11 protein-coding genes are annotated in these 16,216 nt (G+C 68.2%); 8 read left to right on the top strand and 3 right to left on the bottom strand.

The window, feature by feature from the left end; genetic code table 11:
* Positions 1–55: 55 nt before the first annotated feature.
* Entirely contained in the window at positions 56–1,072 is a 1,017-nt protein-coding gene (locus tag ACFXKN_RS01860; protein ID WP_378949278.1) for a zinc-dependent alcohol dehydrogenase family protein, read from the bottom strand.
* Between the two features lie 411 nt (positions 1,073–1,483).
* Here ACFXKN_RS01860 and ACFXKN_RS01855 point away from each other — a divergent pair, with 411 nt between their 5' ends.
* Genes ACFXKN_RS01855 through car form a run of 8 tightly spaced genes read left to right on the top strand, consistent with a single transcriptional unit; the run spans position 1,484 to position 14,316 of the window.
* The gene (locus ACFXKN_RS01855) at positions 1,484–2,455 is read left to right on the top strand and encodes an NAD-dependent epimerase/dehydratase family protein (protein WP_378949275.1); all 972 of its coding nucleotides are present in this window, start codon (positions 1,484–1,486) and stop codon (positions 2,453–2,455) included.
* Between the two features lie 30 nt (positions 2,456–2,485).
* A complete protein-coding gene (locus ACFXKN_RS01850) occupies positions 2,486–3,283 on the top strand; it encodes a phytanoyl-CoA dioxygenase family protein (protein ID WP_378949272.1) in 798 nt (265 codons plus the stop codon).
* A 14-nt stretch (positions 3,284–3,297) separates the two neighbouring features.
* Complete coding sequence (locus ACFXKN_RS01845; protein WP_379432176.1) at positions 3,298–3,837, top strand: DUF6309 family protein; 540 nt, start codon at positions 3,298–3,300, stop codon at positions 3,835–3,837.
* A complete protein-coding gene (locus ACFXKN_RS01840) occupies positions 3,834–7,982 on the top strand; it encodes an AMP-binding protein (protein ID WP_379432175.1) in 4,149 nt (1,382 codons plus the stop codon). Before ACFXKN_RS01845 ends, ACFXKN_RS01840 begins: the two co-directional genes overlap by 4 nt.
* Positions 7,983–8,009: 27 nt before the next feature.
* Positions 8,010–9,308 (top strand): aspartate aminotransferase family protein, encoded by a 1,299-nt coding sequence (locus ACFXKN_RS01835; RefSeq protein WP_379432174.1) that lies wholly within the window; start codon positions 8,010–8,012, stop codon positions 9,306–9,308.
* Positions 9,292–10,128, top strand: a complete 837-nt coding sequence (locus ACFXKN_RS01830) for a TauD/TfdA family dioxygenase (RefSeq protein WP_379432173.1) — start codon at positions 9,292–9,294, stop codon at positions 10,126–10,128. Before ACFXKN_RS01835 ends, ACFXKN_RS01830 begins: the two co-directional genes overlap by 17 nt.
* Positions 10,125–10,880 carry an SDR family oxidoreductase gene (locus ACFXKN_RS01825; protein WP_379432172.1) on the top strand — a complete coding sequence of 252 codons (756 nt, stop codon included), beginning with the start codon at positions 10,125–10,127 and terminating at the stop codon, positions 10,878–10,880. The genes ACFXKN_RS01830 and ACFXKN_RS01825 overlap by 4 nt, the downstream gene beginning before the upstream one ends.
* 4 nt (positions 10,881–10,884) lie before the next feature.
* Positions 10,885–14,316 carry a carboxylic acid reductase gene (car, locus tag ACFXKN_RS01820; protein WP_379432171.1) on the top strand — a complete coding sequence of 1,144 codons (3,432 nt, stop codon included), beginning with the start codon at positions 10,885–10,887 and terminating at the stop codon, positions 14,314–14,316.
* A 1-nt stretch (position 14,317) separates the two neighbouring features.
* Here the strand turns inward: car and ACFXKN_RS01815 are convergent, their stop codons facing one another.
* A complete protein-coding gene (locus ACFXKN_RS01815; RefSeq protein ID WP_379432170.1) occupies positions 14,318–14,989 on the bottom strand; it encodes a histidine phosphatase family protein in 672 nt (223 codons plus the stop codon).
* Positions 14,990–15,174: 185 nt separating this feature from the next.
* Complete coding sequence (locus tag ACFXKN_RS01810; protein ID WP_378949247.1) at positions 15,175–16,149, bottom strand: LysR family transcriptional regulator; 975 nt, start codon at positions 16,147–16,149, stop codon at positions 15,175–15,177.
* Positions 16,150–16,216 lie beyond the last annotated feature (67 nt).

Genomic DNA, 16,216 nt, shown 5'->3' with positions numbered 1-16,216 from the left:
ACACCGCGGCACGAGGGCCGACGTGCACGGCTCCAGCGCTCCATGCCGCCGAAATTCATGGTAGGACGAGGGCTTTGACCGCTCGGCGTTCGTCCATCGCCCGGTAGCCCTCGGCGATCTGGTCCAGGGGGAGGGTGAGGTCGAAGACTTGGCCGGGGTCGATGCGGTCGGTGCGGACACGGTCGATGAGATCGGGGAGGAAACGGCGCACGGGGGCCGCGCCGCCGCGCACGCCGACCGCCGACGCGAGGAGTTCGGCACTGTCGAACTCGACGGCGTGGGGAATGCCGACGACGCCCAGATTCCCGCCCGCACGGGTCGAGCGCAGGGCCTGGGTCATCGACTCGCCGGTGCCAACGCATTCCATGACCGAGTCCGCGCCGACGCCACCGGTGAGATCCAGGACTACCGCGACACCGTCCTCACCGCGTTCGGTGACGATGTCGGTGGCGCCGAACGCGAGCGCTAGCTTCTGGCGCGCGGGATGCCGGCTCATCGCGATGATGCGTTCGGCTCCGAGCTCGCGAGCGGCCAGCACCGCGCATAGCCCGACGGCGCCGTCGCCGACCACGGCCACGGTCGAACCCGGTCGTACCTCGGCGGCGACCGCGGCGTACCAACCGGTGCCCATCACATCGGACAGGGCGAGCAGGCTCGGGAGGTGGCGGTGATCAGGGGTCTCGTCGAGCGCGACCAGGGTGCCGGCGGAGTTGGGGATGCGGATGTGTTCGGCCTGGCACGTACTCAGGAACGCGCGGTGCGTACACCGGGATTGGTAGCCGTGGCGGCAGTTCGGGCAGGTGTTGTCGGAGGTGGCGAACGAGCCGACCACGAACTGACCCGGCCGCAGGGTGCGCACCTCGGCGCCGACCTCTTCGACGACACCGATGTACTCGTGGCCCATCGGCTGCGGTTCGGCGACGGCCTCGATGCCGCGATAGACCCACAGGTCCGTCCCGCACACACAGGTGGCGACGGTGCGGATGATCGCGTCGGTCGGTGCCTCGATCCGGGGATCGGGTAGCTGTTCGACGCGGATGTCGCCGGGGGCGTGGAGGACGGTGCCGCGCATGAGATCGCTCCTGTCAATGAATGACCAATTACCAACAGGTGGTACGTAATTCGCTTGCTACGATCCAAACACAGTGTGGCCCACTGTAAGACGGGATCAGAGAGCAACGGCGCTTCTCTCCCGTTCCGCCGACCACGTCGGGTGACCCCCTGTTGTCCCAGCTCATCCGCTACCCGGCACTTCGCTGGATGACCCGCTCCTGGAACCGCTCGGTATCGTTCGATCGCTCGAACTGCGTTCGCAATATTGAAACCTGTTGAGTTACAACATCATTCGGTAACCGCGTGTTACGGTGGCTGCACCGTCGGGTTCGGTAGATGTTGCGAAATACCTTGTAGGACAACATCGTTCAAAACTCGAGCCATCAACTCATGATGGTTCTCCACCACTTCTTCTCAGGGGGCCGCAGTGATGCGTGCGTTGGTGACCGGAGGTGCCGGATTTGTCGGCTCGCATGTGACGGATGCGCTCGTGGCACGTGGGGCCGACGTGCTCGTGGTGGACGATCTCAGTCACGGCAATGTGGGAAATCTCGAGTCGGCGTTGCACCGCGGTGCGGACCTGGTCAGCGCGGACGTCCGGTCGGCGGACGCGGTCCGCGAGATCATGCAGCGGTTTCATCCGGACGTGGTGTTCCACCTCGCAGCCCAGGTCAGCGTCCATTATTCGATCGCCGATCCGGTGACAGACGCCGAACAGAACGTGGTCGGCGTGGTGAGTGTGCTGGCCGCCGCGGCTGCCGCCGGGGTTCGGCGCGTGGTGTTGAGTTCGACGGGCGGCGCGATCTACGGCGAGTCCGCGCGCTACCCGACACCCGAGGGCACCGCGCCCGATCCGCCGTCGGCCTATGGGCTGGCGAAATGGGCGGGTGAACGATACGGGCGCTGGTTCGCCGACACCACGAATATCGACGTCGTGGCCTTGCGATACAGCAATATCTACGGTCCCCGGCAATCCCTCGACGGTGACTCCGGTGTCGTGCTGCGTTTCTGCGCGGCCGCGCTGGATCGCCGACCACCGATCATCTACGGCGACGGCATGCAAACCCGTGACTTCGTCTACGTCGACGACGTGGTCGAAGCCAATATCGCCGCCGCGCAATGTGGTCACCACAGTTTCGGTGAATACAACGTGGGCACGGGAGTCGAGATCACCGTGAACGGACTGGTCGACGCGATCCGCACCGCCGCGGGCCTGCAACCGACCACATGGCTTCCGCATTACGCCGCCGCTCGCGATGGTGAAGTGCGCCGCAGCTGCCTCGATGTCGCGCGCGCACGCTCCGAGCGAATCCTCGAGGCGACCACCGCCCTGCCCAATGGCATCGAACGCACCTTGAATTGGCTACGGGACGCGCAAGCCTCCCTGGTTCCCACCGTGTAATTGCTTGTTGCCGAAGGGAGGGGCGGGCTGATGCGGCCTGTTCTCGATGATGATCACACCGGCGTCCTCGCAGCGAAACAATTCGCCGAATCGGGCTATCTGATCGTGCCGGGACTGATCCCGGACGAATTGTGCGCACGGTTATTTCCGGAAGTGGACCTATGGGTGGATCAGGGACTCCGTGCCCGGTCCATCGACAGTTGTCGCGATCCCGCGACTTTCGGAATCCCGCCGGTGATGGAATTGGAACTGCCCGCGCACGGGGAAATACTGACGCACCGGCCGCTGATGGCGATCCTGTCCCAGCTGCTCGGACCCGATTTCGTGTTCCACCACCTGCACAGTGACCGCCATGACGCGACCATCGCGGCGAAATCCTGGCATCACGACTACGAACCCAATGATCTGGCCGATTCCTCGATGGCGATGGTGCACACGCTGCACTATCTCAATGGACTCGAAGACGCCATGGCCGCGCTGGTCATCCTGCCCGGGTCGCATCGTCAGCCTCGCGGTAAGTCGGCGATGGCGCACCTGGGGACCGGCCCCATCGATGGTGAAGTGGTGATCAATTCGCTGCCGCCGGGTTCGACGGTGCTCTTGCATTCGGCGTTGCTGCACGCACGACGACTGTCGGCGACGGCATCGGACCGGCGGCGCTACTTCGTCGATGCGTCCTATTGCCAGACCGGCGCGGCGCGCTGGCGGCCGGTGAAACCGTATTGGCGCCATATGCTCGCTCGCGCGCGGGAGCTGGGCCTTGGCACCGGTCTGTCACCGGAGCTGTTCGCCGACAAGCATTTCCGAGACGATATCGCACAAGGATAGGGGCGCTGAGGATCATGAGAATCATCGGAGACAGCGATCTCGCCGAGGTATTGGCGATCTATCGGGATGAGCATTGCGCGCACGGCGCGGAAGAAGGCGTGCGGTTTCGCGAGGGGGAGGACAATCTTCGCCGGGGTGACGAATTGACGGGCACCTGGACCAAAGTGTTGTTGTCGCGGGCCGATCTGGCCGCTGTCACCCTGCCCTGGCACCTGAGCGAGGGTGGCGACCGAGAACTGGTGCCGCGCACCGGGCTGACCGTCGAACAGGCCGCCGCGCGGCTGCGCACCGAGCGCGCCGATCTGGCTGCCGCCAATCCGGTCTGCACGGGGTTGATCACCGCACTCGTCGCGGCACCGTTCAACACGGTGTTCCTCAGCGCCGCTCCAGCGGGGCACAGCGACTACGCCGATCTGTGTGCCGAGGAAGGGCTGTTCCATCTCGACGGACTGCACCGCATGATCGCTTGGGAACTCGCGGGCAGACTTCCTGACGGGGACCTGATCGAGGGTGTCGTGGCCGGTGCGCTGCGCGGCGAAGGTCTTCGGCGATGAGCGCGGACACACTGATCGACCTGTTGCGGCACAACGCCCGTGCGTATCCACAGCGGCCGGCGCTGGCCGATGCCGACCGTGTGTTCACCTATCGCGAGGTCGAGCGAATAGCCGAGGTGACCGCGGACCGGCTGCGCGCGGAGGGAATCGGCCGCGGCGATCGTGTCGCTGTTCTCGGCGAACGAGACGCCAGGCAGTGTGCGCTGATGTTCGGGGTGTTGTGCTGCGGTGCGGTGGCCGTTCCGGTCGAATCCTCGTGGAGCGCTGGACAACTGCGCCGACGTCTCGCCGCTGTCGGGGTGCGCTGCGCGGTGTCGGCGGCGGTGCACGACTACGGGCCCCTCGTCATCGATCCGGTCGAGGCGGTCGGGCACGACAGGCTGGGCGGCGCGTGCCCTGTCGATGCTGGTGACCTCGCTTATCTCTCGTTCACGTCCGGGTCCTCCGGTGAGCCGAAGGCGGTCGCGGTGACGCACGGCAACGCCACGCATTACGCGCGGTCACTGTGTGAACGACTCGGTTTCGATGCCGACAACGCGCCGTGCGTCGGGCACGTCACGACACTGGCCGCGGACCTCGGGCATACGGCGTGGCTGCTCGCACTGGCCAGCGCCGGTTCGGTGCACGTCATCGCTGATCGTGACACCCGGGACCCGGCGGCCTTCTGGCCCGCGGTACGCCGTGCCGGTATCTCGGTACTGAAGACCACGCCCTCTCATCTGAGCGCACTACTCGAACAGGGCACGGACTGCGCCCCCTTGGACGTGGTGCTGCTCGGCGGTGAGCCGCTCTCGCGCGCCACCGCCGCCGACCTGCTCACGCGCGGCATCGCGCACCGGGTGGTCAATCACTACGGACCCACCGAGGCGACCGTCGGCGCGGCCTGCTTCGTCGCCACCGCGGCGGCCGAATTGCCCGCGGAGGAGGTCGTTCCCATCGGGACGGCCATCGGCGCGACGACGTTGTGCCTGCTCGACGACCGGGGCGACCCGGTTCCCGACGGTGCCGAGGGCGAGCTGTACATCGGCGGAAAAGGTGTCGCCACAGGCTATTTCGGTTCGCCGGGTGAGACGGCGCGAAAGTTCGTTCCGCGGGGCGGGGACCGGGTCTACCGCACCGGCGACATCTGCCGACGGCGCCCGGACGGAGCGCTGGTGTTCCTGCGCCGCGTCGACCGTCAGGTGAAGGTTCGTGGTTTCCGGGTCGATCCCGCCGAGGTCGAACGGACCGCCGAGTTGGTGCCCGGCGTCGAGCGGGCGGCCGTGGTCGTCCAGTCGACCGCAGTGGGCAACCGGCTCCGTGCGGCTGTTCGGCTGACCTCGCGCACCGGCGCCGACACGGCCACGTTGGCGGCGCTACGCGCGCACCTGCACGAGGTGCTACCGGATTATGCGGTGCCGCAACCGATCTTCGTACTGGCCGAACTACCGCTCGGGTCCACCGGGAAGCTCGATCGCCCCCGCGTCACCGCGATGGTGACCGAGCTGCTCGACTCCCGAGCGGGCGGCGCCACCGGTGATGCTCGTCTAGCTGACGATCCGGCAGGCGGCCTCGCGCACAGCATCGCCGGATTGTGGGCCGGTGCGCTGGGCGTGCAGTCGGTGGATACCGAAGCCGACATCATCGACCTCGGCGGTGACTCGATTCTGGCGATGCGCACGATCGCCTTTCTGTACCGGCGTGGTCAGCGCGTCACCTTCGACGACTTCTACCAGCACCCGACCCCGCGGCGTCTGGCGGCGGTCGCGCGACCGATCGAATCCGGTGTCTCGCCGGACTCCGCGCGACAGCAGCCCATGCGCAGGCTCGGGCCTGCCCAGCGGTGGATGTTCGCGCAGCCGGTCGCCGATCACCGGCAGTGGAATCAGTCGGTGGTGCTGCACTGCGGCAACGCCGTCGACGCCGGTGTGCTGTCGCGTGCGGTGGCCGATCTCCTCGGGCGACATGCCGTCCTGCGCACCGAGATCGGGCCGAGCGGGCCGGGCGTCTGCCGTGACATCGACGAGGGGGAGGCAGTGTCGTTCTCCCGGCTGCCGCGATCGGCCGCGGAGATCGCGGAGTTCGTCGAGGACACCTGTACAGACCTGCACCTGAGCTTGGACCCGGCCGCGGGTCGGCTCATCCGCGTGCACCTGTTCGACGGCGGCGGCGATCACGACGACCGCCTCGCCGTGGTGGTCCACCATCTGGCCGTCGACGGGTTCTCCTGGCACATCCTGCTCGACGACTTCGCCTACGCGTATCGAACGGCATTGCACGGCAAGCAGTTCGATCTGCCCGACACCGGCGATTACTACCGCTGGGCGGCCGGTCGCGGCGACCGAGCAGCCGCGCCCGCGCGCCGACCCGCTCGTGTATTCGGGCCCGCGCCACGCCCGGCGAGCCTGGTGTGGACGCTGGACCGGACGGCGACGGCGGCGCTTGTTCGCGCGTACGGCGGTGCGCAGCGCCTCGAGGCGCGGCTGCTGTCGGCGTTCACCGCGGCTGTGCAGCGCGGCGAGGACCAGTCGCCGCTCGCGGTCGAGGTGGAGACCCACGGCCGTGATGTCGGTGACGGCGGCGGCGAGTACCTCGACACCGTCGGCTGGTTCACCGCAGCCAAATGGCTACGCCTGGCACGACATTCACCTTCGGGGCCCACTCATTCCGCCGCGGAGATCGAGCACCTCCTCGCGCACACGCCCGAGCAGCCGATGGACGCCGCGGGGGAGCGCCCCGATATCGGGTTCAATTTCCTCGGCACGTTCCAGCTGCCGGACAAACAGACCCTGGACTGGTCGGTCGCGCCGGAACAGGCGGGTACCGCGCGCAATCCCCACTGCGACTTGCTCTATCGGCTGAAGCTCACCGCCCGCATCGTCGAGGGCCGCCTGGTCACCGACCTCGTGCACCCGGGTTCCCCGGACTCCGACGACCGGGCGCGCCAGATCATGACTCGCTTCGCCGGTGCCGTCGCCGAGCACGCGGGCACGGTGGCGCCCGCTTACACGACATCGGCGCTGTCCACCTCCGGCCAGGTCCTGCTGAGTGGCGCCCGAGCACCGCGAGCGCGGGCGCGGGTGGTCGACGAGGCGCCACGGGTACTGGTCACCGGTGCCACCGGCTACCTGGGCGGGCACCTGCTCACCGCACTGCTCGCGCGCGACGCACAGGTGACGTGCCTGGTGCGGGGGGAGCGAGACATCGAGGCGCGGCAGCGGCTGCGCCACGTGCGGGGAATCCGGGTGCTCACCGGTGATATCACCCGTGCGGATCTCGGAATGTCGGCCGACGCGACGCACGCGGCAGGACAGGCCCAGGTGATCATCCACGCCGCCGCCGACACCCGACTGGTCGCCGCACCCGCCGAACTCGAACGAACCAATCACACCGCGGTGTCCGGATTGCTCTCGTGGATCGACGCGCACGCCCCGGATGCGCGGTTCCATCACCTGTCGACTCTCGGGGTCGCCGGTGGTGTCGACGGCGCCGCGCGTCGCTTCAGCGAAGCCGACCTGCGGATCGGCCAGTATTTCCGGACTCCGTACGAGCGTGCGAAGTTCGGGGCCGAGCTGGCTGTGCGGCAGTGGGCGGCCCGGGGGCGGCAGTGCTACATCCATCGCAGCGGCCACATCGCGGCCCATAGCCGAACCGGGGAATTCCAGCGCAATATCGGCGACAACCGCGTCTACCAGCTGATCCGCGGGTATCTGCTCGCCGGTGCCGCACCGTGTCGGCCCGCGGTGAGTTTCGGGTTCTCCCATGTCGACACGGTCGCCGAGTCGATCGCGGTACTGGCAGGCCGGCCCGCCTGCGCGCCCGGCGTCTATCACATCGAAACCCCGCACCTGGTGGCCCACGACGAGCTCGTCGCCTGGAGTGCCGCGGCCGGCTATCCGGTCGTCCTCACCGACGATGCCACGTTCACGGCCGCGCTCACCCGAGTCGAACGGTCGCATTCGGCGGCGGTCCGGCAGGCGATGGCGTGGTCGCACCACGACGCGGACCGCAATGTCGGCATCGACAGTTCCTGGACGGTCGCCGCGCTGAACCGGCTCGGTATCCACTTCGACGCACCGACCCCGCGGTGGTGGTCGACCGCGCTCGCGTGGGGGACCGGGGCCGGGTACTTCCCTGCCGTCGCGACCGCCGATCGCACCGCCTGACCCACATCCACATCGATAGGAGGTCGTATGTCCAAGCTTTCACCGGTGCTTTCCCAGGCCACCCCAGTCACCGCCTGCCGCGGCGAGGGAATGTACTTGTTCGACGCCGCAGGCGAGCGGTACCTCGATTTCACCGCCGGTGTCGGGGTGACCAGCACCGGTCACTGCCATCCACGCGTCGTGGCGGCCGCTCAGCAGCAGGTCGCTCGCCTGATCCACGGCCAGTACACGACAGTCCTGCACGAGCCTTTGCTCGAACTGACCGATCAGCTCGGGTCGGTGCTGCCACCCGGCCTGGACTCGCTGTTCTACAGCAACTCCGGTAGCGAGGCGATCGAGGCCGCGGTGCGGCTGGCCAGGCACGCCACCGGCAGACCCAACATCGTGGTCTTCGACGGGTCTTTCCACGGCCGCACGATGGGGGCGGCGGCGCTGACCACCGCCTCGACCCGGTACCGGGCGGGTATCGGTCCGCTGATGCCCGGTGTCGCGGTGGCGCCGTTTCCGGCGGCCTTCCGCCTCGGCCTGAGCGAGGAAGCGGCCGTCGACTACGCGCTGCGTGGTCTCGATCATCTGCTGGCCACTGTGACCGCTCCCGCCGAGACCGCCGCGTTGCTCGTCGAGCCCGTGCTCGGTGAGGGCGGTTATGTGCCCGCACCGCCGGGATTCCTTGCGGGACTGCGTGAACGGGCTGATCGTCACGGGATGCTGCTGATCCTCGACGAGGTGCAGACCGGGTTCGGCCGGACCGGGAAATTCTGGGCGCACCAGCACGAACCGGAGGTGCGCGCCGACATCCTGGTCACCGCCAAGGGTTTGGCGAGCGGGTTCCCGCTGTCGGCCATCGCCGCGTCCACCGAGCTGATGCGCCGGGCCTGGCCTTCCTCACAGGGCGGAACCTACGGCGGCAATCCCGTTGCCTGCGCGGCGGCGTTGGCGACGTTGGCGGTGATCCGTGACGAGAAGCTGGTCGAGAACGCCGCGGTCCAGGGCGAACGGCTGCTGGCCGCGATGCGCGCCGACGCGCTGGCCGTCCCCGGTATCGCGGATGTGCGCGGGCTCGGTCTGATGGTCGGCATCGAATTCTGCACGCCCGAGGGCACACCGGACCCGGACACCGCCAAGCGTGCGCAGCAGGCCGCGGCCGCACTCGGACTGTTGCTGCTGACCTGCGGACCCTACGGAAATGTCGTCCGCATGATTCCGGCGCTGGTGGTGTCGGCCGACCAGATCGACACCGCGGTCGCGCTGTGGTCGAAGGCAGTCGGCCTCGCGACCGGTGCCGCCGCAGAGAGGAACGGGGCCAACCATGTCCAACTCGGTTGAGATCAGCTGGGACGCAGCCCGACTCGCCCGCGACCCCGCCGCGTGGTCACTGCGCCTGCCCGAAGACGACCAGCACACCCTCGCGGCGACCGACGACGACGCGGGCAAGGTGCGCGCGACCGTGCACGCCTTCGTCGATGCGGCCATCGAACGAGTGGGGTTCGCCCACATCGCCGATTTCGTCGACCCCGCCGCGCCGGAAGACGACATCGTGCGCACGTTGCTGTTCGTGCTCGACGGGATCGGCGTGGTCGTCCCGCAGAACGGCGCGGGCGACCTCCGCCAGGTCCTGCGGGATCGCGATGGTGACGGCGCCACCGCGCTCGGATTCCATTGCGACACCTGTGATCTGCTGGTTCTGGTGTGTCTGCAACCGGCTGCGGCCGGACAGGGATTCACCCGGCTCGCCGGCGCCCGGCGGGTCAACGACCTCCTGGAATCCGAAGACCGCGAGACCCTTTCGCTGCTGCGTGGTGACTGGACCTACGACCGCACCGGCCGCGCCGGGCCGCAGGTCGTGGTGTCGCCCATTCTGTTCACCCAGCCCGACGGCACCATCGGCTGCTACTACCAGACCCGAACCGTGCGGGCATCACTGAATCCGGACGACCCCGCCGACGCACCTCGGCTCGCCGCGCTCGATGTGCTCGACGAGGTCCTACATCGACCCGGCGTCGGCTTCGACCTGATGATGGCCGCGGGCGATCTGCTGATCATCCGCAACAGCCGGGCACTGCACGGCCGATCGCCCTACCTCGACCAGCCGGGACCGAAAGCGCGCCGCATCCTGCGGCTCTGGGTGGACAAGGAGACCCGATGACCGCCGACGATCGCATCGCTCTGGTCACCGGCGCGGGCAGCGGGCTGGGCAGGGCGGCTGCCCTCGCGCTACTGGAACAGGGCTGGTCGGTGGCCCTGACGGGCCGCCGCGAGGCGCTGCTGAAGGAAACCGCCGACATCGCGAACGTCCCCGCGAACCGAGTGCTGGTGGCGCCCACCGACATCACCGATCCCGCCGCGGTCGCCGACCTGTTCGCCGGGGTAGAGCGGCATTTCGGCCGACTGGATCTGCTGTTCAACAATGCCGGAGCGGCGGTCCCACGCTGTCCCATCGAGGACATCCGCGTCGAGGACTGGAACCGAGCACTCGACACCCTCGTCACCGGCGCGTTCCTGTGCGCGCAGCAGGCCTTTCGCCTCATGCGTGTCCAATCGCCCGGCGGCGGCCGGATCATCAATATGGGCGCGCCGTCCGCGCACGCGCCAAGACCCAATGCCATCGCCTACACCACCGCCAAACACGCGCTACTCGGCTTGACCAGGGCGCTGTCACTGGACGGACGGGCACACGGAATCGCTTGCGGGCAGATCGATGTCGGCAATGTGACACCGCCCGACGGCAGTGGGCAACCGGCGGCGCGGCAGGCCGACGGCACGTTGTCGGTCGAACAGACCATCCCGGTCGAGCGCTTCACCGAGGCGCTGGTGCTGATGGCCTCGATGCCGCTGGATACGAATATTCAATTTCTCGGCGTCTTCCCCACGACGATGCCGTTCGTGGGGAGGGGCTGAGACCATGGGCAGTGCGGGTATTCCGCTGCAACGTCGAATCGAGATCCTGTGCGAGGGCGACGCGCAGGCCAGGGCCGCGCTGCGCGACGCGGACCTCTCGGCGGCGGTTCGAGAACCCGCACTGCCGCTGGCACATCTCGTCGACATGGTGATGACCGGCTACGCCGAGCGGCCTGCCTTCGGGCGGCGGGTCACCGAACTCGCCGTCGACAGCGAAACCGGCGGCCGGACAACACGATTGCTGCCACGGTTCGACACCATCAGCTATCGGGAGCTGTGGGATCGTGTCGGCGCTGTCGCGGCCTCCTGGCATGGTGGCGGCTTCGGGCTGCGCCCCGGTGATCTCGTCGCGATCGTCGGGGTCACCGGCGGTGACTACGCCACGCTCGACCTTGCGTGCGTGCATCTGGGTGTGGTGGCGGTTCCATTGCAGGCCAACGTATCCGCGAACGAACTGGCCGCGATTCTGGCCGAGACGGTGCCGCGCATCCTCGCAGTCGGCGTGGAGTTTCTCGCCCGCATGGTGGAAAGTGTTCCCGCGGAGCATATTCCGCGAGCACTGATCGTCTTCGATGTGAACCCCGGCGACGACGAGCACGCCCGTATCCTCGACGATGCCCGGCGCCGACTGCCCACCGTCGCCGTGAGCACCCTCGACGCGATCATCACCGCGGGGCGCGCTGAGCCGCCCGCCCCGTTGTTCGCCGGCGACGGTGACTCGATGAGCCTGCTCATCTACACCTCGGGCAGCACCGGAACCCCCAAGGGTGCGATCTACCCGCAGCGGCTTGTCGCCAGGATGTGGCTCAACGCCAGCCTCGTGCCCGCCCTGACCCTCGCCTACATGCCGATGAGCCATGTGGCGGCGCGGCTTTCGCTCTACGGCACGCTCGGCCGTGGCGGCACCACCTACTTCACCGGCCGCCCCGACCGGTCGACGCTGCTCGACGACCTCGCGCTGGTGCGACCCACCGAGATCGCCTTCGCGCCGAGAGTGTGTGAGCTTCTGCTGCACCAGTTCCGCGACGACGTGGACCGTCGCCGTGCAGCGGGCGCGGCCCTGGATGCCGCGCGGGAGGCGGCCCTCGACGCCATGCGCCACGAGGTTCTCGGCGGGCGCGCCGTGTACGCCATTTTCGGCAGCGCGCCGTTGGCCACCGAGGCGAAACAGTTCGCCCAGGCGCTACTCGGCTTCGAACTGCACGACGGGTACGGCGCCACCGAAGCCCTCGACATCCTGCTCGACCACCGCATCCAGCGTCCGCCGGTGACCGGCTACAAACTCCTCGACGTGCCAGAGCTCGGCTACTTCACCACCGATCAGCCGCATCCGCGCGGCGAACTGCTGGTGCGCACGTCCACCGCGATCCCCGGCTACTACCGTCAGCCGGAGCTGTCCGCGGCGATCTTCGATGCCGAGGGTTACTACCGCACCGGCGATGTCATGACCGAGATCGCACCCGACCACCTCGTGTACCTGGACCGGCGCAACAACGTGCTCAAGCTGTCCAACGGCGAGTTCGTGACAGTGGCCCGGCTCGAAGCCGTCTACGGGACGAGCCCGCTGATCCGGCAGATCTTCGTCTACGGCTCCAGTGAACGCGCCTACCTGCTCGCGGTGATCGTGCCGACCGCGGAAGCATTGGCCGCCGGATCCGTCGACTCGGCGCTCGCGGCTTCCCTGCGCGCCGCGGCGTCGGCGACGGGCCTCGCGGCCCACGAGATCCCGCGTGACTTCCTGGTCGAACCGCAACCCTTCACCGCCGACAACGGTCTGCTGTCGGGCTTGGGCAAGCTCCTGCGCCCGAAGGTGCGGGCGCGCTACGAGGCGCGGTTGGAACGGATCTATCGAGACCATGCCGGCGAACAGGCGGCCGAGCTGCGCGAACTGCGTGCGCGAGCGCCCGAGCTTCCGGTGCTCGATGTTGTTGTGCGGGCCGCACGGGCGGTCCTCGGCAGTGCCGAGAAGGATGTGCCAGCCGGTGCGAGCTTCACCGATCTGGGCGGTGATTCGCTGGCGGTCGTGTCGTATTCGAGCCTGCTGAGTGAGCTGCTCGATGTGGAGTTGCCTGCCGGGTTGCTCATCGGGCCAGGGGCGGAATTCGCCGGTATCGCCGAATATATTCGGCGCCAACGGTATTCGGCACCGCGGCCCAGCTTCGCCATCGTTCACGGGGGAGACAGTGTCGAGGTGCAGGCCGAGGATCTGACGCTGGAAGCGTTCCTCGATCCAGCGACGGTGGCGCGGGCCGGTGCTCTCACCCCGGCCGCCGAGGTCGCCCGCACGGTCCTGTTGACCGGCGCGACAGGCTATATCGGGCGCTTCCTGTGCCTGGAATGGCTGCGTCGGCTGGGCGATATCGGCGGCACGGTGATCTGTCTGGTGCGCGGTGCGGACCCGGCGGCGGCACGACAGCGGCTCGACGAGGTCTTCGACACCGACGCCGCACTGCGTGAGGAATTCCGGGCGCTGGCGGCGCGACACCTCGAGATCGTCACCGGCGATGTCGCCGAACCCGGTCTCGGCGTGGATCATTCGACCTGGGAAGAGCTCGCGGGCAGGGTCGATCACGTCGTGCATGCCGCCGCACACGTGAATCATGTTCTCCCGTACCGGCATCTGTTCGGCGCGAACGTAGTGGGAACCGCCGAGATCATCCGACTGGCCCTGACCACCCGCCTCAAGCCGGTCGACTTCCTGTCGACGATCGCGGTCGCCGAGGCCTCGGTACTCGACGAGGACGCCGACATCCGGGTCGCCGCGCCCGGTCGCCGTATCGACGACAGCTACGCCAACGGCTACGAGGCGGGAAAATGGGCGGGGGAGGTGCTGTTGCGCGCGGCCCATGACCGCTGTGGGCTCCCGGTCACGGTGTTCCGCTCGAATATGGCCCTGGCGCACCGCCACTACACCGGCCAGCTCAATGTCGCGGATACCTTCACGCGACTGCTGTTGAGCCTGGGTGCCACCGGGGTCGCGCCGTCGTCGTTCACGCACGGCGGACCCGCGCGCGACCACTACGACGGGCTTCCTGTCGACTTCACCGCGACAGCGATCACCGCGCTCGGCGGTGATCCGCGACCGGACCACCGGATCTTCCACGTCACCAACCCCCACGACGACGGCGTCTCGCTCGACCGGCTGGTGGACTGGCTGATCGAGGAGGGCCTGCCCGTGCGGCGGATCGACAGCTATCCGGAGTGGCTCACCCGGTTCGAAGCGGCGCTGACCCGCCTGCCCGAACCACAACGCCGCCGGTCACTGCTGCCGTTGCTGGGTGCATATCGGCAACCCGGTGAACCTCGGGGTGTGCTGCCCGCCAAGCGATTTCAGGACGCGCTGCGCGCCGTCGAGCTGCCCATCCCACATCTCGATCGCGCGTTGATCGGCAAGTACCTCGCCGACTTCCGGGCGCTGAACCTGTTGGGGTCCTGAGCTAGGTCACGATGTCACCGAACGGCGGGACGTGGTGTCCCCACCGCGTACATGCCCAGCCGAGGAACTGCGCTGCTGGACCGTAGCGTGGCGTCAGTTCGATCGTCTGGGTGAAGTCGAGGCGAGTGCCCGCGGCGAACGCGGTGGGCACACCACCGATCGCCCCGGCCGCCAGGCGCATCGCCATACCGTGACTGACCAGCACCACATCGGTCCTGGCGTCCGGCGTCAGGTACCGCACGCGCAGGTCTTCGAGCACCGGCAGGAAACGATCGAGCACGTCCTTGCCCGCTTCACCGCCGGGAACCGCGACGTCGAGCTCCCCGTGATGCCACCGTTGATAGGTCTGATGGAATGCCCGGTGCGCGGCATCGGATTCGAGCCCCTCGAAGTCACCGGCCTGCACCTCGTGCACACCCGCCAGCACGGTGACCGGACCGCCGACGACCGACTCGATCTGCTCGGCGGTCTGGCGGGCCCGCGAAGCGGCCGAGCAGAACAGTCGCGGCGACCCGGTCACCGCGGCACCGAATCGCGCGGCCTGCGCCGCACCGTGATCGGTGAGATGTGGTCCGGGAACCCGTGTTTCGAGCCGCTGCCCGACATTGCCGTGCGACTCGCCGTGGCGCACCATCACCAGCTTCGCCGAGCGATTCTGCCCACCGTTGTCCATGCCTCCATCTTCCGGCATCGACCCGGTCGGCCGGTGGTAGTCAGCGCGGCCCGCGGCGACCCGGCCCGTTGCGAGGTTCCGGAAAGGGAAATCGTAGTGAACCTGCCAGTTCGATACCGCGCCGCGACGGTTCTTTCTGCGCGCGGTCGGACCTCGCGCCGCTTCATGATAAATGCGGGGTCGTATCAGCCGATCGGTTCGGTGTGGTCGCCGAGTAGCACCTCGCGGCGTTCGTGGACGGTAGCGCGCAGCGCTTCGACGACCGCGGCGACTTCGGGACGCCGGAGGGTTTCCGAACGGATGACGAGCCAATAGGTGAGTTGGACGCGGACCTGGTCGGGCAGGACCCGGATCAGGTCGGGGTGGCGGTCGGCCATGAAACAGGGGAGTAGGCCGATGCCCGCGGCGGCTCGGGTGGCTTCCACATGGACGAAGACATTGGTGGAGGAGACGGATCGGGGCATCGCGGGAGCGAAGGCGAGGGCTAGGTCGAGGTCGTCTACCTGGAGGATGGATTCGATGAAATAGACCAGGGGGTAGCGGGCGAGATCGGCGATGGTGGTCGGGGCGCCGTGTTCGGCGAGGTAGTCGCGAGAGGCGTAGAGGCGCAGGCAGTAGTCGCCGAGTTCGATCGCCTCGGCGCGGTGGACCTGAGGTTTGCCGACCACCACTTCGATATCGAGGCCGGTTCGCTGGGTGGATGCTCGTCGGGTTGTGGCGATGATGTCGACGGCGACGCCCGGATGTCTGCGCTGCACGCGCGCGGCGGACGGCGGCGCCAGGTAGGCGCTGAAACCGTCGGTGGCCGAAATCCGCACCACGCCCTCCAGCGTGCGTTCACCCGCGGTCGAGCCGAGCGACCGGACGGCCGCCTCGACGGCTTCGGCCGCGGTCAAGGCCTCGCGGCCCAGGTCGGTGAGCTCCCAGCCGCCGGTGACCCGGGTCAATACCCGCCCACCCATGGCGTGTTCGAGTGCCGCGATCCGCCGCGAGATCGTCGTGTGGTTGATACCGAGTTCCTCGGCGGCGGTGACGTAGCGCCCGGACCGGCCGACGGCCAGCAGCACCAGCAAATCATCAGCACTCGGCCTGCGTCCCGAGGTGGAAGGGGAATGACTCACGTGTGCAGTTTCGCAGATTGCTGCTGCGAAACTGGCCATTGTCACCGAGATGGATCTGCACGAATACTCTCCTCACGGCTTGTGGGCCGCATCACAGTTCGCTCGT

Origin of the sequence: Nocardia sp. NPDC059195, from assembly GCF_042754695.1 — a bacterium.
Lineage (GTDB): Bacteria > Actinomycetota > Actinomycetes > Mycobacteriales > Mycobacteriaceae > Nocardia.
Note: the sequence above shows the minus strand (reverse complement) of the source record. Positions and strands in the feature narration are given on the sequence as shown.